The sequence below is a fragment of the Venenivibrio stagnispumantis genome, assembly GCF_900182795.1.
GTDB classification, from domain to species: domain Bacteria; phylum Aquificota; class Aquificia; order Aquificales; family Hydrogenothermaceae; genus Venenivibrio; species Venenivibrio stagnispumantis.
In genome coordinates this window covers 1-21,207 of sequence record NZ_FXTX01000021.1, presented here as the reverse complement: position 1 = coordinate 21,207, position 21,207 = coordinate 1, and the positions used below count along the sequence as shown (strand labels likewise).

Genomic DNA, 21,207 nt, shown 5'->3' with positions numbered 1-21,207 from the left:
GATAGCCTTTTATAGCTGGCATTTAACTTATGCTAAATACCGGCTCCCTGTAAAGGGATATTTTTTATTTTAAACTCATTTATCTTCTATTCTTTAATTTAATTAATGATATAATTTTTATATAAAACTTTTATGAGGGAGTTATGGAAGAAAAGCAAAAATCTGTAATTGAAGCTTATAAAACAGCTACACAAAAATTAGAACAAACAAATGTAGAAGGTATATTATTTCTTATTTTTCTTATTTTATTAATTATTATTCTGATATTTGCTACTACCTATCTAACTAAAAAGTTAAATGAAGTTAGGAAAAAATCCAAATTTATAAAATATCTAAAAGAAAAACATTTATCTGACGAACAGATAGATATATTATGGGATTATTCATTAAAACTTGGAAGAGACCCTTTCCTCTCTGTAGAATTCAAAGCTCCTTTTGAAAAAGTTATAGATTTATATGAAAAAGAAAATCCAAATTTTAATGAAGAATTAATACAGGATTTAAGGAAGAAATTGAATTTTGATACAATCCCTAATTTTATTCCGCTAAATACTACAAAAGAGATAGAGATATTTCAAGGTGGAAAGCTTGTAACACAAGATTTAAAAAATTTTAATGTGGCTTTATATGACAAAAATGAAAGATATATGTACTGGGTAGTTTTAGACCCAATTGCTAATATAAAAAAAGGTGATACTGTAAAAATTACATTTATTAGAAAAAATGATGGAATTTACAATTTTGAAGGGGTTGTTGAAGATATAGAAAAACAAGGAGATAGAATAATTATAAAATTACCTCATACATTTGATTTAGAAAGACATCAAAGAAGAGAATATCCAAGATTTGAAATAGAATTAGATGCATTACTTGGAATACCTAAAAAAGAAGAAAATAAAGAAATAATTGGATGGATAAGTGGAAAAATTATGGATGTTAGCCCTGGTGGTGTCAAATTTTGCATAACAGAGGAAAATAAAGAAAGAATTCCTTTAAAAACAGAAGTATATATTAAATTTGAGTTAGAAAATAGAGAAATATTAGAAAAAGCTGAAATTGTAAATATATTTGAAAAAGAAGATATTCTTTGTTATGGAGTTAAATTTACCCAGATAAAAGAAGCAAAACAAAAATTTATTTTTGATTTTATTACAAAAAAACAAACTCAATTAAGACAATTACTTAAAGAAGAAAATGAATAGTTATTAAAAATCATAGATTTTAGGAAAACCAGCATTATAATATTTTGTATCTAAAAATCTTTATAGGAGTGTTGCATGTTTAAAGCTATACAGACCGAAAGAATACCTGTTCCGGATAATGTAAAAAAAGAGTTAAAAAGAATACTCGGGGATGGTAGGGTTTTAGATGATGAAGTAGATAAAATGCTTTATTCTTATGATGCTACAAGGATAAAAATGCCACCTGATGTAGTAGTTTTACCACAAACAGAGGAAGAAGTTCAAAAAATAGTTAAAATATGTTATGAAGAAGGAATACCTATAACACCAAGAGGAGCCGGTTCAGGATATACAGGTGGTTCTATTCCTGTAAAAGGTGGTGTGCTTATATCTTTTGAGATGATGGATAAAATATTGGAAATAGATGAAGATAATGCTATTGCAAGGGTTCAACCGGGAGTAATAACTTATAGATTACAACAAGCAGTTGAGAAAAAAGGTTTATTTTATCCACCAGACCCTGCAAGTTATAAATTTTGCACCATAGGTGGGAATATTGCAGAAAATGCCGGTGGCCCAAGATGTGTAAAATATGGAGTAACAAGGGAATATATAATGGAATTAAATACAGTTATTCATACCGGTGATATAATCCATACAGGAAGACCTACATTAAAAGATGTTGCCGGATATGATTTAACCAGATTATTAATCGGAAGCGAAGGAACACTTGGTATATTTACAGAAGCAACCTTAAAATTAATACCAAAACCAAAAGCCAAAAAAACAGTTAAAGCAATATATATGGATATAGCTTCTGTAGGACAGACGGTTAAAGATATATTTAAAGCCGGAATATCCCCTTCAGCCCTTGAATTTATGGATAAACTTGCAATTAATGCAGTTGAAGATTTTGGACATTATGGATTGCCAAGAGATGCAGAAGTTATATTATTAGTAGAAGTAGATGGAAATCCAAAAGCAATAGAAGATGAGATATTAGAAGTTGCAAGAATATGTGAGAAAAATGGAGCAAAAGTAGAGATTGCAAAGACAAATCAGGAAGCAGAAAAACTCTGGGAAGCAAGAAGAGCATTATCTCCGGCAGTAGCTAAATTAAACAGAACAAAAATAAATGAAGATATTGTTTTCCCAAGAAGCTATCTACCGGAAGCCCTTCCAAGACTTAGAGAGATAGGTAAAAAATACAATCTGAAAATGGTTAATTTCGGACATATTGGAGATGGTAATGTTCATGCAAACTTTATGATAAATGGACTTGACCCAGATGAAGTTGCAAGGGCAGAAAAAGCAGTTGAAGAAGTGTTTGAACTTGCCCTTGGTTATGGTGGCTCTATAACAGGAGAACATGGAGTTGGTATAACAAAAGCTCCATTTATGAGAAAGCAGTTTTCACCGGTAGAGATGGATATAATGAGAAAGATAAAAAGAGTTTTTGACCCGAAAGATTTAATTAATCCGGGTAAAATGGATTTAGATTAAACTTTGTGATAAAATATTTTTTTCAAAAATTTTTATTGGAGGCAAAAATATGGCAGTTTGTTATGTATGTGGTAAAAAAACAGTATTTGGAAATACAGTTGCACACTCTGCAACAACAGAAAGAAGAACTTGGAAACCAAATCTAAGAAGAGTTAAAGTTGTTTTAGAAAATGGAACAGCTAAAAGAGTTTATGTTTGCAGTAAATGTTTAAAAGCAGGTAAAGTTAAAAAAGTTATCTAAAAAAGAGGGAGTTTTCGGCTCCCTTTTTCAATCTATGAATAAATATTTAAAATATACTTTAATTTTCCATCTATCTTTTTTAATAATCCGGATATTATATGTAATATATAGGGATATTGATTTATCAACAGAAGAAGCTCAATACTGGCTTTGGTCAAAACATCTTGATTTATCTTATTACTCAAAACCACCGGTTATAGCATATCTAAATTTTATATCCACATCTATTTTATCAGATACAGAGATAGCAGTTAGAATAAACGCAATTATAATAGGTTTTCTTTTAGCTATAATTACCTTTTTTTTTACGAAATATCTTTTTAAAGATGAAAAATTAGCTTTTTTCAGTTCTTTATTCATATACTTTATACCGGCTTACGATATAGCTTCTATTATATTTTTAACAGATACACCACTGGCTTTATTTTGGGGATTAACTACATACTTTTTTTATAAAGCTTTTAATGAAAATAAAAAAAGAGATTGGATATTAACCGGTATCTTTGCAGGACTGGGATTTTTATCTAAATATTCTATGGTTTTATTTTTACCGGGAGCTTTGATATTTATATTTATTTTTAAAAGAGAGATTTTTAAAGAAAAATGGTTTTATATATCTTTATTTATTGCATTCTTATTTACATTACCGGTAATATACTGGAATATAGCCAATGATTTTGTTACATTTAAACATGTAGGAAAACTTGCAGGAGTAGAAGAAAAAAGTTTTAGCTTAAAACATGTAGGAGATTATATCTTAGGACAGATAGGTATTAACTCTGTTTTTTTATTTCCTTTTTTTATTTTTGCCATATTTAAAGCATTAAAAAATTGGAAAAATCCTACGAATTTTTATCTTGTTATTAATCCTTTAATTATATTCTTTTTATTTTTGATTATATCTTTAAAAAAAAATGTAGAACCAAACTGGCCTGCTTTTGGATATTACTCTTTATATATTTTGACTGCTTCTTATATTTATAATAATATAAAGCAAAAATTATATTACTTTTTACCTTTATTTTTATCCGGATTGTCTATTTTGATATTATTTTATACTCCTATTTTAGATTATATTCCACCTCTTAATAAATTACTGCCACCGGAAAAAGACCCTACAAAAAGGCTTGTAGGCTGGGAAAAACTTGGAGAAAATATTAAAAACATATCTAAAAATAAAGAAAAATATTTCATTTTTTCAGATTCTTATCATATATCTTCTGAACTTGCTTTTTATACAAAAGATTGGAAAAATGTGTATTGCATTAGAGTTGATAGAAGAATGAACCAATTTGATTTATGGGAAGGTATATCCAAGTATGAAAATAAAGGGTATTATGGGATATATGTTGCAGACCATCCAATTACCGATAAAGTAAAAAATGCTTTTGAAGATATAGAATATTCTTATATTTATAGTGTAAAATATAGGGGCAAATTTGTAAAAGATTATTATATTTATATACTTAAAAATTTTAAACATCTGGAAGAAGACCCTATAACTTCTTATTGAGGAGTTTTTATGAAAATTAGAATTGGGACAAGAAAAAGTCAGTTAGCTTTATGGCAGGCAAATTATATTGCAGAGAGATTAAGAGAGCTTGGTGCAGAAGTTGAAATTATTAAGATAACAACTCAGGGAGATAAAATTTTAGATGTTCCCCTTGCAAAAATAGGTGGTAAAGGATTATTTGTTAAAGAGATAGAAGAAGCAATCCTTGAAGATAAAATAGATATAGCAGTTCATTCTTTAAAAGATGTTCCTACAACACTTCCAGAGGGGCTTGATATTGTAGCTATACCGGAAAGAGAAGACCCAAGAGATGCTTTTCTCTCTGTAAAATATCAAAATTTAAGCTATATGAAACCTTCTGATATAGTTGGAACAAGCAGTTTAAGAAGAAAATCACAAATAAAAATTTTAAGAGATGATTTAGAAATTAGAGATTTGAGAGGAAATGTAGATACAAGAATAAAAAAATTACAAGAAGGTTTATATGATGGAATAATTCTTGCTTTTGCAGGTATAAAAAGACTTGGATTACAAGAAAAAGTAAAATATATATTTTCTCCACAAGAGATGATACCGGCTGTTGCACAAGGATTTTTGGGTATAGAAGCAAGAAAAGATTATAAAAAGATAAATGGTATTCTTCAAAAAATAAATCACCAAGAAAGCTATATTAGAGCATCAGCAGAAAGGGCTTTTTTAAAGCATCTTGAAGGTGGTTGTCAAGTTCCACTTGGAGCTTATTGCGAAATAAAAGATAATAAAATATCTATCACCGGATTTATATCAGATTTAGAAGGAAAAAGATACTTTAAAGAACAGATTGAAGAAGATTTTAAAAACTCTGTAAATCAAGCAGTAGAAATTGGTATTAATCTTGCAGAAAAATTACTAAATCTTGGTGGTAAGCAGATATTGGAAGAGATATATAAAGGTAGCTAAAAAATGATTGCTTATATGTATCATAATATTGATAAACCACCAAAAGAAGCAAAATTAAAAACATTATATTTAAAACCTTCTATGTTTAAAAGACAGCTGTATATACTCTCAAAACTCGGTTATAAATCAATATCCGGTAAAGATAACTTATTAAATATAGATTTAGAAAAAAATTATGAAAAAAAAATTGTCCTGCTTACATTTGATGATGGATATAAAGATTTTATACAAAATGCATATCCTACGATTGAAGAATACGGCTATAAAGCTATTATTTTTGTGGTAGCTAATGAAATAGGAAATTTCAACAGATGGGATTATAAAGTTTTAAATGTTAAAAAATATCTGATGGATTTGGAAGATTTGAGATTTTTGATAAAAAAAGGATTTATTATTGGTTCCCATACTTTAAACCATCCATTTTTAACGAAAATATCAAAAGAAGAAGCAAAAAAAGAGATAGATTACTCAAAAAAATTATTGGAAGATAAACTCGGTGTAGCTATAGAAACATTTTGTTATCCTTATGGTGATTATAATCAAGATATAGCAAAAATGGTAGAAGAAGCCGGATATAAATATGCTTTTACTACAAAAGATGGAAAGATAAAAGATAGTGAAGATAGATTTCAGCTAAAAAGGATAAATATTTTCGGAAATACATATTTGCCAAAATTTATATTAAAAACGGTGAGGAGTGAATGATTGTAATATTTGATGTTGATGGGGTTTTAATAGATGTTACTAAATCTTATCATTACTCTATAAAAGATACGGTAGAGCATTTTTCAGGAAAAATTTCGGATTTAAAAGAGTTGATTGATATAAAATTAAGTTTTGCAATAAATAATGATTGGGATGCTTCTGTTGCCGGTATTTTATACAAAAAATCCGGTAAAAATTTAAAAGAGTTTAAAGATATATTTAAAGATTACAGCAAAAATATAGAAGATATGTATAAATTTGCAAAAAATTATAATATAAACCTACCTGATTATAAAGAAGTTATTGATTATTTTGAATCAAAGTATCATATTTACAGGGATAAAGAAGAACTTATAATTCCCCATAATGTTCTCCAAAAACTCAGGGAAAAATCAGAAATTATGGGAGTTATTACCGGAAGACCTTTTGCAGATTTGGATTATTCTTTTAAACTTTTTGATTTATATAAATATTTTGATTATATAATAACAGAAGATGATATACCGGATACCCATTTAAGAAAACCTTCTTCTTATCCTTTAAAACTATTTTTTTGTAGGTATAGTTATAAAGAGCCTGTTTATTATATCGGAGATACAAAAGCAGACAAGCAGATGGTGGATAATTTTAATAAAGAAGAAATGAAAAATATCATTTTTATTTTATACCAAAATCAACATAATAAAGATATACAAAATGATTTAAAGGTAGAAAAACCTGAGGATATTTTAGAGGTAATAAAATGATTATAGCGATAGATGGACATGCAGGAAGCGGAAAAAGCACAATTGCAAAACTATTAGCAAAGAAACTCGGATATACCTATGTAGATACCGGAGCAATGTATAGAACAGTTGCTTTGTATGTTTTAAGAAACCATATCCCCTTAGAAGAACCTGCCATAGTAAAGGCAATGGAAAATATAGATATATATTTAGAAGATGAGAAAGTTTATCTAAATTCTGAAGATGTATCAGATTTGATAAGAACAGAAGAAATAGGACATTTAGCTTCTCAAATAGCAAGATTTAAAGAAGTTAGAAAAATTCTTGTAAATTTACAAAGGGAAATAGGAAAAAAAGCAAAAAATGTAGTAATAGAAGGAAGAGATACTGCAACTGTTGTATTTCCGGATGCAGATATAAAGATATTTATGACAGCATCTCAGCAGGTGAGAGCAAAAAGGAGAGTAGAACAGCTAAAACAAAAAGGTTTTAATGTCCCTTATGAACATATTTTACAAAAAGTAATAGAAAGAGATAAACTTGATATGGAAAGAAAAGAATCACCACTTAGACCAACAGAAGAATCAATAATAATAGATACAACAGATAAAACAATAGATGAAGTTATTGATTTTATCATTGAGATTGTTAAAAAGAAGGAGGCAAAGGAATGAAAGCAGCTTTTTATGAAAAATTAGAAGGATACAAAGCTATAAAAATTGGAGATTTACCAAAGCCTCAAATAAATGAAAATGAAGTTCTTGTAAATGTAAAAGCTTTTTCTTTAAATCATCTTGATATATGGGTAATGAATGGTATGTATCCTATGGAGATAAAGCTTCCTCATATATTTGGTTCAGATGCTTCCGGCATCGTAGTGGAAGTAGGAAAAAATGTTAAAAATATAAAAGTTGGTGATGAAGTTATAGTTTATTCCGGATTATCTTGTGGATATTGTGAAAAATGCCTGTCAGGGAAAGATAATGAATGTAAAGAGTTTAGACCTCTCGGGACAATAGATGATGGAGTTTCTGCAGAATATGTAAAAGTTCCTGCAATAAATGTATTTAAAAAACCGGAAGGGCTAACTTTTGAAGAAGGAGCAAGTATTGGAATTACATATATAACAATGAGGCATTCTCTTATAACAAGAGGAAAAATAGAGCAAGGAGATACGGTTTTAATCCATGGAGGAGCTTCCGGTGTAGGCACTGCCGGTATTCAGATAGCAAAATTATATAATGCAAAAATAATAACCACAGTAGGCGACGACTGGAAAATCCCAAAACTAAAAGAGATGGGAGCCGATTATGTAATAAATTATAAAAAACAAGATTTTGTCAAAGAAGTAAAAGAAATAACAAATGGAGAAGGTTGTGATATTGTAATAGACCATATAGGAGCAGAAAGTTTTAGTAAATCTTTGTCTTGTGCTAAAAAAGGTGGTAGAGTTATAACATTTGGAACAACTACCGGTGCAGAAGTTAATATAAATTTAAGATATATTTTCGGAAAAAATTTAACAATCCACGGCGTATATATGGGAACAAAATCAGAATTTAGCAAACTATTAAAACTATTTCCTGATAAATTAAGACCGGTTATAGATAGTGTATATCCATTGGAGCAGGTGCAAAAAGCTTACGAAAAAATGTTAAGCAGACAGTTTTTCGGAAAAATAGTAGTAAAGGTTGAATAAAATGAACACCTTAGAGAAAGAATTTTTAACATTAAAAGAAGCTTCTAAATGGGCAACTGAATTTTTGAATAAAAAAATTACCGAAAGCAATATTTCTTATTTAATTAACTATGGAAGAATAAACAAATATAGTAAAAATGGGAATATATTAGTTTCCTTGAAAGAATTAAAAGAATATTATGAAAGAAATATCTTAAATAAAGAACAAAAAATAAAAGAAAAACTCGGCAAAGATATTAGTTGGGATTTGTCTTTTGATTGGTTATCTGAAAAAGAAAGAACAAAACATGTCCATAGATTACATCCTTATAAAGGTAAATTTATTCCCCAACTTGTTGAATACTTTTTAAGTAAATTCTTTAAGGAAGGTGACATCATCCTTGACCCTTTTGTAGGTAGCGGAACAACATTAATTCAAGCTAATGAAATGAATATTCATAGCATAGGAATAGATATATCGGAATTTAATACAATTATCACAGAAGTTAAATTTAGCAGAGTAAATATATCGGAACTCCAAAAAGTAATAAACAACATTTTAAAAATTCTAAAAAATTATGAAAAAAATAATCAAATTATAGAATTTGAAAAAGAGATAAAAAAATATCTTGAAGAATTTAATAAAATTAATTTTCCATCACCGGAATTTAAGAAAAAATTTAGAGAAGGTAAGATTGATAAAGATTATTTAATGGCGAAACAGAATGAAATTTCAGATATTTATCAAAATTTGATAAAAAAATACAACATTCTTTTAAATCAAACAAATGAAAATTCATTTTTAGATAAATGGTATATTCCAACTGTTAGAGAGGAAGCACAAAAAATTTTAAGTATTATTCAAAATATTGAAGATAAAAATATTAAAAAGAGTTTAATGGTTATTTTAAGCAGAACTATGAGGTCAGTAAGGGCTACAACACACATGGATTTAGACAGATTAAAAGAGCCTCAATATACACCTTATTTTTGTTATAAACATTTCAAAATATGCAAACCTGTTTTTTCTCTTATTCAAGTATTTAAAAAGTATGCAAATGATACAATTGAAAGAATTCAAGAATACCAAAGCATAAAAACAGATGCTTATCAAGAAGTTTTAACGGGAGATAGTAGAAGTATAGATATTTTTGAAGAAATTAAAAAGAAAAATGAAGATTTTTATAACCTTTTAAAAAATAAAAAGATAACCGGAATATTTACATCTCCCCCGTATGTAGGGCAGATTGATTATCATGAACAGCACGCTTATGCTTATGAACTTTTTGGCATAGAAAGAAAAGATGAACTTGAGATAGGGCCTTTATATAAAGGTAAAGATAAAGAAGCAAGAGAAAGTTATATTGAGGGGATAACACAAGTTTTAAAAAATTCTCTTAAATATATGGTGGATAATCCGATTATAATAATAGTGGCAAATGATGAATATAATCTATACCCAAAAATAGCAGAAAATGTCGGATTAAAAATAATAGAAGAATATAAAAGACCGGTTCTAAATAGAACTTCAAGGGATAAAAATGCTTATTATGAAAGTGTTTTTGTTATGAGGAAATACAAATGATAAACGATAATAAAAGCCAACTCATAGCTTTAGAAGTTATACGAGTTTTAAAGGCAAGATTTGATAATTTTCCTGAAGATAGTCAAAATAATAGAAATGCACCTTTTCATGAAGCATTTCTAAATGCATTTAAAGATAAAATAGAAAAATATGTTGATAATATTCCTTATTTTATTTCTCTTTCAAGTTGGCTACATGGGTTAAATACAACCTTAGGACAATCATTTTTTGAGAATGTTGCTCATATATTAAGTAATTGGGAAAAAAGAACTTTCAAGAAATGCAAAATTACAGAAAAACAACAAAATACAATTTTAGAAATAATTACAGACCTAAAAAATGGACAGAGAAAACCAAATTTAAATGAAGAAAATAAATTAATATTCCAAATTGGTGGAGATTTAGTTAATGCTTTAGATTTTACTGCTGATGTTTTTATTATGGAAAAAGACTATATAGAAGCCATTGAATTAAAATCAGTTCGTCCAAATGCCGGAGAAATGAGAGGAGAAAAATTAAAAATCCTTTCCGCAAAGGCATGTTTAAAACTTAAATATCCGGATAAAGAAATAAGGTATTTTATAGGTTTTCCATTTGACCCTTTAAGTGATACCCCGACAGGATTTGATAAAGAGAAATTTATGAAACATCTAATAGAATTTGAAAAATATTTTGCACCAGAAGAAGTATTATTAGCAGGCGAATTATGGGATAGATTAAGTGGAGAAACAAACACAATGGAAAAGATTTTAGAAATTATAAATAAAATAGCAACACCAAACTTTTTAGAAAATTATGAATTTATAAACAATCCTCAAAATTTTGAAAAAGATAAGCAAAAATATATGAATATTTTAAAAGAGTGGTGTTTATTAGATGAAATCAAAATATTTGAAAATTATGAAGACTTGAAATCCAAAAATCCAAAAATAATAAATCAAGAGTTATTTAAAGATGGTAAATACAATATTAACAGAAAAAAATTAATAAAAGGAAATTTATGAAAGCGATTGAAATATTTGATTTGTATGTTTATTTAGGTGGAAGGTATATTTTAGAAGATATAAATATTCAGATAGAAGAAGGGGAAATTGTTGCTATTGTTGGTCCTAATGGTGGTGGAAAAACAACATTAATCCGGACTATACTTGGATTAATAAAGCCGGAAAAAGGCATTATAAAAATTTTTGATAAAACTATAAAAGAAGCCATAAAAGAAGGAATTATTGGATATTTACCCCAAAGGGCTGATTATGAGATAGATTTTCCTTTCTCAGCATTAGATGTGGTTATGCTTGGGTTGATAAATAAAAAAATGTCCGAAAAAGAAAAGAGAAAAGAAGCATTAAAATATATTGAGTATGTAGGTATGTCCGGCTTTGAATATAAACCTTTTTCTAAGCTTTCCGGTGGACAAAAACAAAGAATATCAATTGCAAGGGTTTTGGCCTCTGAGCCTAAGATTATGTTTTTAGATGAACCTTCAACCGGAATAGATGTTGTTGCACAGGAAGGATTTTATGATTTTTTAAAGAGATTAAGAGATGAAAAAGGTATAACAATAGTTATGGTATCACATGATATTGGTGTTGTTGGAAATTTTGTAGATAAAGTAGCTGGATTAAATAAAAAATTACATTATTTTGGGCCACCACAGCAGTTTTTACAAAAAGATGTATTATTTAATCTATATGGCTCAGAAGTAAAACTTCTTATCCACTCACCTGAATGTATAACTTGCCAAAATTTTAGCTTAAAATGAATATTGCAGTTTTAATCTCAGTTTTAGTAGTGATAGCAGTATTAATAATTTCTTTATTATTTCATATTGCTATTGTAGTTTTATTGATATGGGCAATAAACACAATTTTCAATGCAAATATAGAGTATAATTTTACAAATATTGTAGCCGGAATTGTTATTATATTTATTTTAAGATGGATTTTAAAGAGGAAGTAATGGAGTTATTAGATATATCATTTATAAGAAATGCAATAATAGGTGGAGTTTTATTATCTTTACTACTATCTGTTTTATCTCTTTTTATAGTTATAAAAAAATGGTCATTTATAAATATAGGAATATCCCATGCAGCATTTGGTGGTCTTGCTATTGGTTTTGTAGCAGGAATATCCCCAAGTTTAACAGGCTCTTTATTTGCAGTTTTTATAGGTCTACTGATAGGATATATTAGTAAAAAAGGAAATATCCATGAAGATATATCAATAGGTATATTATTATCTATGTCAATGGCTCTTGGAGTTATTGTTATAACATTTGCACCTAATTATAATTCTGATTTATTTGCATTTTTATTTGGGAATATACTCACCATAACAGATGAAGATATTTATATTTTGCTTTTATTTTCAATATTTACATTTATATTTTTATGGCTTTCTTTTAAGAAAATTCTTTATTGCTGTTTTGATGAAGAACTTGCTTATATCAGTGGTATAAACACTAATTTTTATTACTATATGATGATTACAATTCTTGCAATTGCTACGGTTTTATCTATTAAGCTTGTAGGGACAATACTTTCATCTGCTATGATGATACTTCCGGCAGCAGTTAGTTCTCAAATATTTTGGCATTATAAAAAAATATTAATATCTTCTGTTATTATCAGTTTAATAATGGTTCTTCTTGGTATCTTTGTATCTTTTGAGTATAATCTTCCTTCCGGAGCAACAATTGTTCTTATTTATTCAATAGTATTTTTTATCGTATTTATATTTAGAAAAATAGTTATAAAGGATTAAAAAATGAGCCTTCCAAGATTCATAGCAAAAGTTGAAGATAATATTGCTTATCTTGAAGATGAAGAGCTACACCATGCAATAAAAGTTAAAAGATTAAAAGAAGGGGATTTATTAGAAATAAATGATTTACAGGGAAATATATACAAAGCAAAAATTATAGAAATTAATAAAAAATATGCAAAACTGGAAATTATTGAAAAAATTCAGCAAGAAGAAGAAAAATTAAAAACAACTCTTTATTTAGCAGTTCCTTATCAACTTTCTAAAATTGATGAAATTATAGATAATATATCTCAGCTTGGAGTCTATAAATTTGTTCCGGTAATAACTAAAAATTGTGCAATAAAAGAGCAAGATGTTATAAAAAAATTGGAAAAATGGAAAAAAATAGCAATCCAATCTATAAAACAATGCAAAAGAGTTTATCCTGTTGTTATTGAAAAACCTATAAAATTGGATAAAATAATAGATAACTATCAGTTGAAAATTGTTTTTTATGAAAAAGAGAGAGAAAAAAGTTTGCATGATATAGAAATGAATAAAGATATAACAGATATAGCTGTTGTTATAGGAAATGAAGGTGGCTTTACGGAAGAAGAGATAAATTTATTATTGAAAAAAGGATTTCAAAAATTAAAACTTTGTAATAACATTTTAAGGATGGAAACTGCTATAATAGTAGGTATATGTCAGATTAATTTTAAGTTTGGAGGTTAAAAATATGAAAAAATTAATAGCATTTTCAGTGGTATCAGCATTGCTTATTACTTCATGTGCAGAAACTTATAGACCTTCCCAAACAACTTATGAAGGTGGCCTTATCGGTGCAGTAACAGGAGCAACTGCCGGAGCAATCCTTACACATGATAACAAATGGAAAGGTGGCGTTATAGGTGGAGTTCTTGGAGCAATTGCAGGAGCAACAATAGCAGAGATATCAAAAAGAGGAGCAGTTGAAGCAGTACAAAGTGGAAGACCTGTCCAATATACATCAGAAGATGGAAGAGTAGTGTATAGAGCAGAACCAATAGATAATAATCAAAGAACAGAATGTAAAAAAGTTAAAGAAACTATCATAGAAAATGGGAAAGTAGTCAAAGAACAGATTAAAGAAGTTTGTGAAAGTACAAAGGTAGAAAACAAATATTAATGGAGTTTTAAGATGGCTTTTCCTACGAACCGGCTTAGAAGATTAAGAAAAAATGAAAATATAAGAAGGCTTGTAAGGGAAACTCATCTTTCGGTTGATAATCTTATTTATCCTATATTTGTAGAAGATGGTGTAAATATAATAAAAGAGATACCTTCTATGCCGGGCATTTTTAGATATTCAATAGATAATCTATCTAAGGAACTTGATGAGGTTGTAGAGCTTAATATTCCTGCTATCTTATTATTCGGTATTCCTTCTCATAAAGATGAGATAGGTTCTGATACCTTTAATGATGAAGGTATTATACAAAGGGCTATAAGATATATAAAACAAAATTATCCTCAGCTTTATGTTATTACAGATGTTTGTTTTTGTGAATATACTTCCCATGGACATTGTGGAGTTTTACATAATCATGATGTAGATAATGATGCCACCCTTGAAAATACAAAAAAACAAGTTATCTCTCATGCAAAAGCCGGTGCAGATATGGTAGCACCATCAGGAATGATGGATGGAGTTGTAAAAGCAATAAGAGAAGCCTTAGATTCTGCCGGATATTATGATATTCCGATAATGTCATATTCTGCAAAATATGCTTCTTCTTACTATGGACCATTTAGGGAAGCAGCAGATTCTACACCTGCTTTTGGAGATAGAAGAACATATCAGATGGATATTGGAAATAGATTAGAAGCCTTACGAGAAGTAGCCCTTGATATAGAAGAGGGAGCAGATATAGTAATGGTTAAACCGGCATTGGCATATCTTGATATAATAAGAGAAATAAAAGATAGTTTTAATATTCCTCTTGCTGCTTACAATGTAAGTGGTGAGTATTCTATGATAAAAGCTGCCGGAAAACTTGGCTGGATAGATGAAAAAAAGGTAATGCTTGAAACAATCACTGCAATTAAAAGAGCCGGTGCGGATATAATTATTACTTATTTCGCAAAAGAAATTGCAAAAATGATTAAATAGATTTTAATTTTAAAAATATCATTGCAGTTATGATTGCATCATTTAAGGCATCATGTTTTCCAAAAGTTGGAATATCTAAATCTTTAATGATAGTATCAAGTCTTAAATCTACATTTCCTTGTGGAATTATTCCTATTTTATAATCATAATAAAGTCCGGATATATCTATATATCTATTTGGAAGGGTAGTTCCGGATAATTTTTTAAAATATTTATTTATCATAGCTATGTCAAACTCTATATAATATCCTACCAAAGTTCTATTTCCTACAAATCTGACGAATTTATCAATAGCTTCATAAACATCTATTCCATTTTCTAAATCTTTTTTTCTAAGTCCATGGATTTTTATACTTTCTTCATTAATTTCTTTTACCGGTTTTACTAATTGGTAAAATCTTTCAGAAAGTAATATTTGATTATTCTTAATTTTAACTGCTCCTATTGAGAGAATATCATCTTCTTTTGGGTTTAATCCGGTTGTTTCCGTATCAAAAGCCACAAATTCATCTTCCGGTGGTTCTTCAAACAAAAATAGATAATCTTTATTTTTAAGCTGTTTTTTCTTAAACTCTATTTTTAATCTTTCAAAAATCTTCATGATATATAATTTAGCTTATAATGATTTGTTATAAAATCTTTAAATTTGTTAACTATTTTAAAGCAATCTTTAAGCATATCAGCTTCTATATTAGATAAATCTTTTAAATTTATATAATTATCAGGTTTTTCATTAGCTTTTATCTTTTTTATTTTCGCTTTTAATCTCAATGTTTGCATAAATTCATAAGCTTCTATTAATTCCCTTGCAAACTCTCTATTGAATAAATTTTTCTCAGATAGCTGTTTTATTCTTTCAAATGTGTTTGTTTCTTTTATTCTGTATTCTACTGCCAATGTTCTAACTCCATGAACAATAGGGAATATACCACCTTTTTTAATATCTATCTTATCTTTTTCTTCCTTTATAAATGTTCCAAATATTGATAAAGGTGTTTTAAATTGTAAAACCGGAAGAGCAAAATGAGATAAAATTAACCTATTTTCATTTAAAACATCAAATATATATTCTCTTAATTCTTCTGCTAAATATTCTTCTCCATCAATAGGTAATATATCTATCATTATTGATAAATTTAGATATTTTTCATGTTTATCTATCCATTTTAAAATATCTTCTTTGTATTCGGATAATTTTTTTCTAAATTCTTTATTTGATACCATAACATTTCCATCACATGGTGGATAACCAAGATATATCAAACTTTGTGTAAATTTATTTGCAAACTCTTCTAAATCTTTATTAAATCCATCTTTTAATATCAATCCATTATCTTGGTCTGTTTTTAATATCTGCTCTTTTCTTCCTTCACTACCCATTATTATAAGGGCCACATTATTTTTTATCTCTTCATCAGCTAATAGATTAAAAACTTTTTTGTATATTTTTATATTGATTTCTGTTACAAATTTCATTATATGTCTTATTCTAATTCCTTCTTTTAAAAGTAGATTTACAACATTTATCATTCCTTCTGATATATTTTTTACTTCTTCTAAGGAAGAGGCTTTTTCTATTTTTAAGGCTAAAAATTGTGGTTGATTTGAATAAAGAGTTAATAAATCTGTTTCATTTAGTATTCCAACAATTTTTCCTTTATCTTCTATTACTACTCTTTTTATATTATGTTTTATCATTTTCATTATAGCATCAAATAAAAAATCATCTATATTTACAGATATTAAATTTTTATTTGCTATCTCTTCTATCGGTAGATTTATATCTTTTTGGGCTATTATAACTTTCTTTCGTAAATCGGAATCTGTTATTATTCCATAATTTTCTCCAAAATCTACAATTATAGATGTGGCTTTTTGTTTATCCATCTCTTTTACTGCTTCTATTATTGGTAGATTTTTATCTAAAATAACTGGTTTTGAAAAAGGTATATTTTTTATTTTTGAGAATAGATATGTGTCTGTTTGGGATAATGAGCTTAACCTTTCGGATAATGATTTTAAGAAATAATTTTGAAATTCTTTATTTTCTTCAAATATTTGTTTGATTATAGTTTTTGGAATTTTGTATAAAATAGCTTCTTCTTTGGCCACAAATATATTTTCTGAATTTCCATTTTTTATTGATTTTATATCAAATGTGGCATCTTTTGGATAATATTCAACTTCTTTTCCTTCTTTATCTATCTCTACTATTAAGCCTTTCAAAACTATATAAATATTGTTCTCTGTATCTTCTACCTGTTTATTTTCTTTCAGATAAACAATATCCGTATTGTTTATTATTTTATCTAACTGGTTTTCTGTTAAAAATTGGTATGGTGTTGTGCTTTTTAAATATAGTTTAATATCTGCTAAACTCATTTTTTCCTCTTTGTTAAAAATAGGGAGCTAAAAGCTCCCCTTTATAAATTAATGTGAAACGGCTCCTTCTGCACCTATTCCGGTTTGAGACCTTACATATTGTGGCTCAAATCCTTCTTTATCTATTTTAGCTCTTTCAGAGTTATCAAGTTTAGATATTATGTAAGCTACTATAAATGTAGCTGTCATAGAGAATATAGCCGGATTTTTGAGTTTAATTAAGCCATCAGGATTTCCGAGAACATCTTTCCAAACTGCCGGGCTGATTATAATTAATACTATAGCTATAACAAGTCCTGTAAGACCACCCCAGAAAGCTCCTCTTGTTGTCAATCCTTTCCAGTATATAGATAACAATAATATTGGGAAGTTAACAGATGCTGCAATAGCAAATGCAAGACCAACCATAAATGCAACGTTTTGTTTTTCAAAAGCTATTCCAAGTAAGATAGCAAGAATACCTATAATAAATGTTGTTATTTTAGAAACTTTCATTTCTGTTTGTTCATCTATTTTACCTTTTCCTATTACATTAGCATAAAGGTCGTGGGATATTGTGGAAGCACCGGCAAGGGTTAATCCGGCTACAACTGCTAAGATTGTAGCAAAAGCAACAGCTGAAATAAATCCCATGAATACACTACCACCAACAGCATTTGCCAAATGAATTGCAGTCATATTTTCTCCACCGATTAATGCTTTTTTATCTCCGATAAGGTTTTTAGTTTCATCAGTTGCAGATACTATTTTTGTTATACCATCAACTACAATCTGTTTTGCATTTGTGAAAAATTCAGGATGATTTACAAATAAAGCGATAGCACCAAATCCTATTATGAATGTAAGAATATAGAAATATCCTATAAATCCGGTAGCAAAGAAAACTGATTTTCTTGCTTCTTTTGCATTTGGAACTGTGAAAAATCTCATAAGTATGTGAGGTAATCCGGCTGTTCCAAACATAAGTGCAAGCCCAAGAGATATAGCATTAAGAGGGTCAGATACAAGTCCACCGGGAGCCATTATAGCTTCACCTTTTGCATGAACCTGAGTAGCTGTGCGGAATAACTCTGTAAAGCTAAATCCAAAATGCATTAAAACCATTAAAGCCATAAAAGAAGCACCACCAAGTAATAAAATTGCTTTAACTATCTGTATCCATGTTGTTGCAAGCATTCCACCAAAAGTAACATATATAATCATAAGCGTTCCTACTATTATAATTGCGGTAGAATATGGTAAGCCAAATAGAAGCTGAATTAATTTTCCTGCACCAACCATCTGAGCAATAAGATAAAAGATTACAACCGAAATAGAACCAAGAGATGCAAGAATTCTTATTCTTCTTTGTTCAAGTCTGAAAGAAGTGACATCTGCAAATGTATATTTACCCAAATTTCTAAGAGGTTCTGAAAGTAAAAACATAACAATAGGCCAACCGACTAAGAAACCGATTGAGTATAATAATCCATCATAACCGGATTTATAAACAAGACCTGCTATACCAAGGAAGCTTGCAGCTGACATAAAATCACCTGCAATAGCAAGACCATTTTGAAAACCGGTAATACCACCACCTGCTGTATAGAAATCCTTAGCTGTTCTGGTTCTCTTTGCTGCCCAATATGTTATTCCAAGTGTAGCAGCTACAAATATGAGGAACATTATAATTGCATTCATATTTACCGGTTGCTTTTTTACTTCTCCTTCAACTCCGGCAGCAAAAGCCAAAGCTACAACTGCCAAACTTGCTAAGTAAAAAAATATCCCTCTCTTTGAAAGCATCTGATTATACCTCCTTTTTTACTTTTTCTTTAATTTTTTCTGATAATTCATCATACTCTTTATTTGCTATATAAACATATACTCCGGTAAGTAAAAAAGATATAACAATTACACCAATACCAATAGGAATACCTATTGTTGTAACACCATCTCCGAGCTTTGTAGCAAGAAATTCTTTATTAAATGCTACAAGCAAAATAAATCCAAAATAAACAATAAGCTCAATGGCAGTCAGGGTTATCATAATTTTATTCCTTTCTGCTACTAGCTTTTGAAACTCCGGCAATGATTTAATTTTTTCCACTAATTTGTAATCCATGGCATACCTCCTTTTAGAAGTTATAATTTGCTATTAATCTATATTCTGTAAAGTTTTGTCCCGGCACAAAATTCCATGTATATATTCCTCTGGCTTTCCATTCTAAATTTTTAATTAATCTGCATTTATAAGTGATGTCCCAGTCTGTTTCAGATGCATCGTGGGTTCTTGAAGCATATACAGCTTTATTACCAACATTAAAGTAAGAATATGCTACATGAAGATTTAATCCTTTAATAATGTCATAACTTGCTCCTACTTTCCAAGCTGTAGTATCTGCTACATAACCAAGTCTTGTAACAGTTCCTTGCACAAATCCAGGTGTTCCACCCCAAGGAGTTACTAAACCACCATTTAATAATTTTCCTTCATCTTTGCCTGTTGTTGACCATGCTGCATATACATTTAAAGAAGAAACAGGATTAACATTTATTTTTGCACCAAATAAATTAGCTCCTACTTCTTTACCGAATACTTTTTTAATATTATTTCCTACATTTGTTTCATTTATATACTGAGCTGATACTGTTGTTTTCATATTTGCAACATTAAATGTATAATCTCCCTGTAAATAAACTGCATTTAACATATCCCATGCATAATAATCCCAAAACTGGAGTTTTAAGTTAGGTATTCCTTCATATATAGCTGCAAGAACTGTGACACCGGCATTGCTTTTTCCTATGGCTTGTTTACCCATATTCATAAAATTACCGGTATCATATTTTGCAAGTCCAACATTTAAAGATGTATATCCTCCACATCCATAACCTGATTGTAAACCAAGATATGAGCATGCACTATAAGCATTTGCAAATGTTCCATAAGCCATATTCCAGAAATGTCCTAAGATTAAAGTTGTTTTATCTAAGGATTTATTTGTGATTAATGCCCCTTCAAATAAATTAGGAAGCATTCTTGCATCATCCATTCCTGCAAGAGGAGTATTTATTTCCTGTCTACCTATCTTCAATGTGGTTTTATTTATATCATATTGCAAATATAACTGACCTACATAAGTAGTGCTTTTTTTATCTTTACCAAATAAAGAAGAGTCTAAATGCTTATTTAATACTCCATTATCTGTTCTGTGGGCATCAATACCATTAGTTGTGTAAAACATTACTCCGGCTTTTAAACCATAAACAGGAGCAGTTTCAAAACCGGCTTTACCACCGATAGCAAAAGCAGACCTGTCATTTCCTCCACTTTCATAATTTCTATCAATGTAAAAAGCCCTAATCTGCCCAAGTAGTTTAGCCTCTTTAAAGGCAGATTCTAAATCTGTTGCTGCAAAAGATTGGGTAGCCACCCCAGCAATTAATGTTGCTACAGCTAACTTTTTCATCTTAAAATACCTCCTTTTAAAATAATGTTTTATAAAATTTTGTAAAACCTTGTTATATTTTTATTAAATAAAACAAAAATAATAAGGGAGCAAATATGCTCCCTTACAAAACAATTATTCTTCAAGGGTAGAAGTATCTCCAAGCTCAAGACCAAGTTCCCTTGCTTTTAATAATCTTCTCATTATCTTTCCACTTCTTGTTTTTGGCAATTTATCTACAAACTCTATCTCATCCGGCACTGCTATAGCTCCAAGTATCTCTTTTACCGTATCTTTTATTCTCTCTTTTAACTCCTCTGAAGGCTGAATTCCTTCTTTTAATATCACAAATGCTTTTATTGATTCTCCTTTTATATTGTGTGGTTTTCCTATTACTGCTGCTTCTGCTACTGCAGGATGTTCCA

The 21,207-nt window shown here is 28.9% G+C and carries 23 protein-coding genes; 17 read left to right on the top strand and 6 right to left on the bottom strand.

Annotated elements, in window-relative coordinates:
• The first annotated feature begins 143 nt into the window (after positions 1-143).
• From QOR43_RS07480 to hemB, 17 genes are all read left to right on the top strand, one after another.
• Positions 144-1,202: a flagellar brake protein gene (locus QOR43_RS07480; protein WP_265134364.1), complete on the top strand. Its 1,059-nt coding sequence runs from the start codon at positions 144-146 to the stop codon at positions 1,200-1,202.
• A 75-nt stretch (positions 1,203-1,277) separates the two neighbouring features.
• Complete coding sequence (locus QOR43_RS07475) at positions 1,278-2,684, top strand: FAD-binding oxidoreductase (RefSeq protein ID WP_265134365.1); 1,407 nt, start codon at positions 1,278-1,280, stop codon at positions 2,682-2,684.
• A 49-nt stretch (positions 2,685-2,733) separates the two neighbouring features.
• Entirely contained in the window at positions 2,734-2,925 is a 192-nt protein-coding gene (gene rpmB / locus QOR43_RS07470) for a 50S ribosomal protein L28 (protein WP_265134366.1), read from the top strand.
• Between the two features lie 34 nt (positions 2,926-2,959).
• Positions 2,960-4,438: an ArnT family glycosyltransferase gene (locus QOR43_RS07465; RefSeq protein ID WP_265134367.1), complete on the top strand. Its 1,479-nt coding sequence runs from the start codon at positions 2,960-2,962 to the stop codon at positions 4,436-4,438.
• Positions 4,439-4,447: 9 nt separating this feature from the next.
• Complete coding sequence (hemC, locus tag QOR43_RS07460; RefSeq protein WP_265134368.1) at positions 4,448-5,377, top strand: hydroxymethylbilane synthase; 930 nt, start codon at positions 4,448-4,450, stop codon at positions 5,375-5,377.
• Positions 5,378-5,380: 3 nt separating this feature from the next.
• A complete protein-coding gene (locus tag QOR43_RS07455; RefSeq protein ID WP_265134369.1) occupies positions 5,381-6,082 on the top strand; it encodes a polysaccharide deacetylase family protein in 702 nt (233 codons plus the stop codon).
• Positions 6,079-6,828 carry an HAD-IA family hydrolase gene (locus QOR43_RS07450; RefSeq protein ID WP_265134370.1) on the top strand — a complete coding sequence of 250 codons (750 nt, stop codon included), beginning with the start codon at positions 6,079-6,081 and terminating at the stop codon, positions 6,826-6,828. The genes QOR43_RS07455 and QOR43_RS07450 overlap by 4 nt, the downstream gene beginning before the upstream one ends.
• Entirely contained in the window at positions 6,825-7,481 is a 657-nt protein-coding gene (gene cmk / locus QOR43_RS07445) for a (d)CMP kinase (RefSeq protein ID WP_265134371.1), read from the top strand. Before QOR43_RS07450 ends, cmk begins: the two co-directional genes overlap by 4 nt.
• Positions 7,478-8,506 carry a zinc-binding dehydrogenase gene (locus QOR43_RS07440; protein WP_265134372.1) on the top strand — a complete coding sequence of 343 codons (1,029 nt, stop codon included), beginning with the start codon at positions 7,478-7,480 and terminating at the stop codon, positions 8,504-8,506. Before cmk ends, QOR43_RS07440 begins: the two co-directional genes overlap by 4 nt.
• Before the next feature lies 1 nt (position 8,507).
• Complete coding sequence (locus tag QOR43_RS07435) at positions 8,508-10,070, top strand: site-specific DNA-methyltransferase (RefSeq protein ID WP_265134373.1); 1,563 nt, start codon at positions 8,508-8,510, stop codon at positions 10,068-10,070.
• Complete coding sequence (locus QOR43_RS07430; protein ID WP_265134374.1) at positions 10,067-11,074, top strand: TdeIII family type II restriction endonuclease; 1,008 nt, start codon at positions 10,067-10,069, stop codon at positions 11,072-11,074. Before QOR43_RS07435 ends, QOR43_RS07430 begins: the two co-directional genes overlap by 4 nt.
• Positions 11,071-11,832 carry a metal ABC transporter ATP-binding protein gene (locus QOR43_RS07425; RefSeq protein ID WP_265134376.1) on the top strand — a complete coding sequence of 254 codons (762 nt, stop codon included), beginning with the start codon at positions 11,071-11,073 and terminating at the stop codon, positions 11,830-11,832. The genes QOR43_RS07430 and QOR43_RS07425 overlap by 4 nt, the downstream gene beginning before the upstream one ends.
• Positions 11,829-12,029, top strand: coding sequence for a hypothetical protein (locus QOR43_RS07420; RefSeq protein WP_265134378.1), 201 nt, complete (start codon positions 11,829-11,831; stop codon positions 12,027-12,029). The genes QOR43_RS07425 and QOR43_RS07420 overlap by 4 nt, the downstream gene beginning before the upstream one ends.
• Positions 12,008-12,835: a metal ABC transporter permease gene (locus tag QOR43_RS07415; RefSeq protein ID WP_283571465.1), complete on the top strand. Its 828-nt coding sequence runs from the start codon at positions 12,008-12,010 to the stop codon at positions 12,833-12,835. The genes QOR43_RS07420 and QOR43_RS07415 overlap by 22 nt, the downstream gene beginning before the upstream one ends.
• 3 nt (positions 12,836-12,838) lie before the next feature.
• Positions 12,839-13,552 (top strand): RsmE family RNA methyltransferase, encoded by a 714-nt coding sequence (locus QOR43_RS07410; protein WP_265134381.1) that lies wholly within the window; start codon positions 12,839-12,841, stop codon positions 13,550-13,552.
• Positions 13,553-13,556: 4 nt separating this feature from the next.
• On the top strand, positions 13,557-13,985 hold the full coding sequence (locus QOR43_RS07405; RefSeq protein ID WP_265134382.1) for a glycine zipper 2TM domain-containing protein: 429 nt from the start codon (positions 13,557-13,559) through the stop codon (positions 13,983-13,985).
• A 12-nt stretch (positions 13,986-13,997) separates the two neighbouring features.
• A complete protein-coding gene (hemB, locus tag QOR43_RS07400) occupies positions 13,998-14,969 on the top strand; it encodes a porphobilinogen synthase (protein ID WP_265134383.1) in 972 nt (323 codons plus the stop codon).
• Here the strand turns inward: hemB and QOR43_RS07395 are convergent.
• The 6 genes from QOR43_RS07395 to QOR43_RS07370 form a co-directional block, all read right to left on the bottom strand.
• Positions 14,962-15,570: a 3'-5' exonuclease gene (locus QOR43_RS07395; protein ID WP_265134384.1), complete on the bottom strand. Its 609-nt coding sequence runs from the start codon at positions 15,568-15,570 to the stop codon at positions 14,962-14,964. The two genes, hemB and QOR43_RS07395, sit on opposite strands and share 8 nt — an antisense overlap.
• Positions 15,567-17,351 (bottom strand): putative nucleotidyltransferase substrate binding domain-containing protein, encoded by a 1,785-nt coding sequence (locus QOR43_RS07390; protein ID WP_265134385.1) that lies wholly within the window; start codon positions 17,349-17,351, stop codon positions 15,567-15,569. Before QOR43_RS07390 ends, QOR43_RS07395 begins: the two co-directional genes overlap by 4 nt.
• 48 nt (positions 17,352-17,399) lie before the next feature.
• Positions 17,400-19,136 carry a cation acetate symporter gene (locus QOR43_RS07385; RefSeq protein ID WP_265134386.1) on the bottom strand — a complete coding sequence of 579 codons (1,737 nt, stop codon included), beginning with the start codon at positions 19,134-19,136 and terminating at the stop codon, positions 17,400-17,402.
• A gap of 4 nt (positions 19,137-19,140) precedes the next feature.
• Positions 19,141-19,455: a DUF485 domain-containing protein gene (locus tag QOR43_RS07380; RefSeq protein WP_265134387.1), complete on the bottom strand. Its 315-nt coding sequence runs from the start codon at positions 19,453-19,455 to the stop codon at positions 19,141-19,143.
• Between the two features lie 13 nt (positions 19,456-19,468).
• The gene (locus QOR43_RS07375; protein WP_265134388.1) at positions 19,469-20,803 is read right to left on the bottom strand and encodes an OprD family porin; all 1,335 of its coding nucleotides are present in this window, start codon (positions 20,801-20,803) and stop codon (positions 19,469-19,471) included.
• Positions 20,804-20,917: 114 nt separating this feature from the next.
• A partial coding sequence (locus tag QOR43_RS07370) for an AMP-binding enzyme (RefSeq protein WP_425609143.1) occupies positions 20,918-21,207 on the bottom strand: 290 nt, incomplete at its 5' end.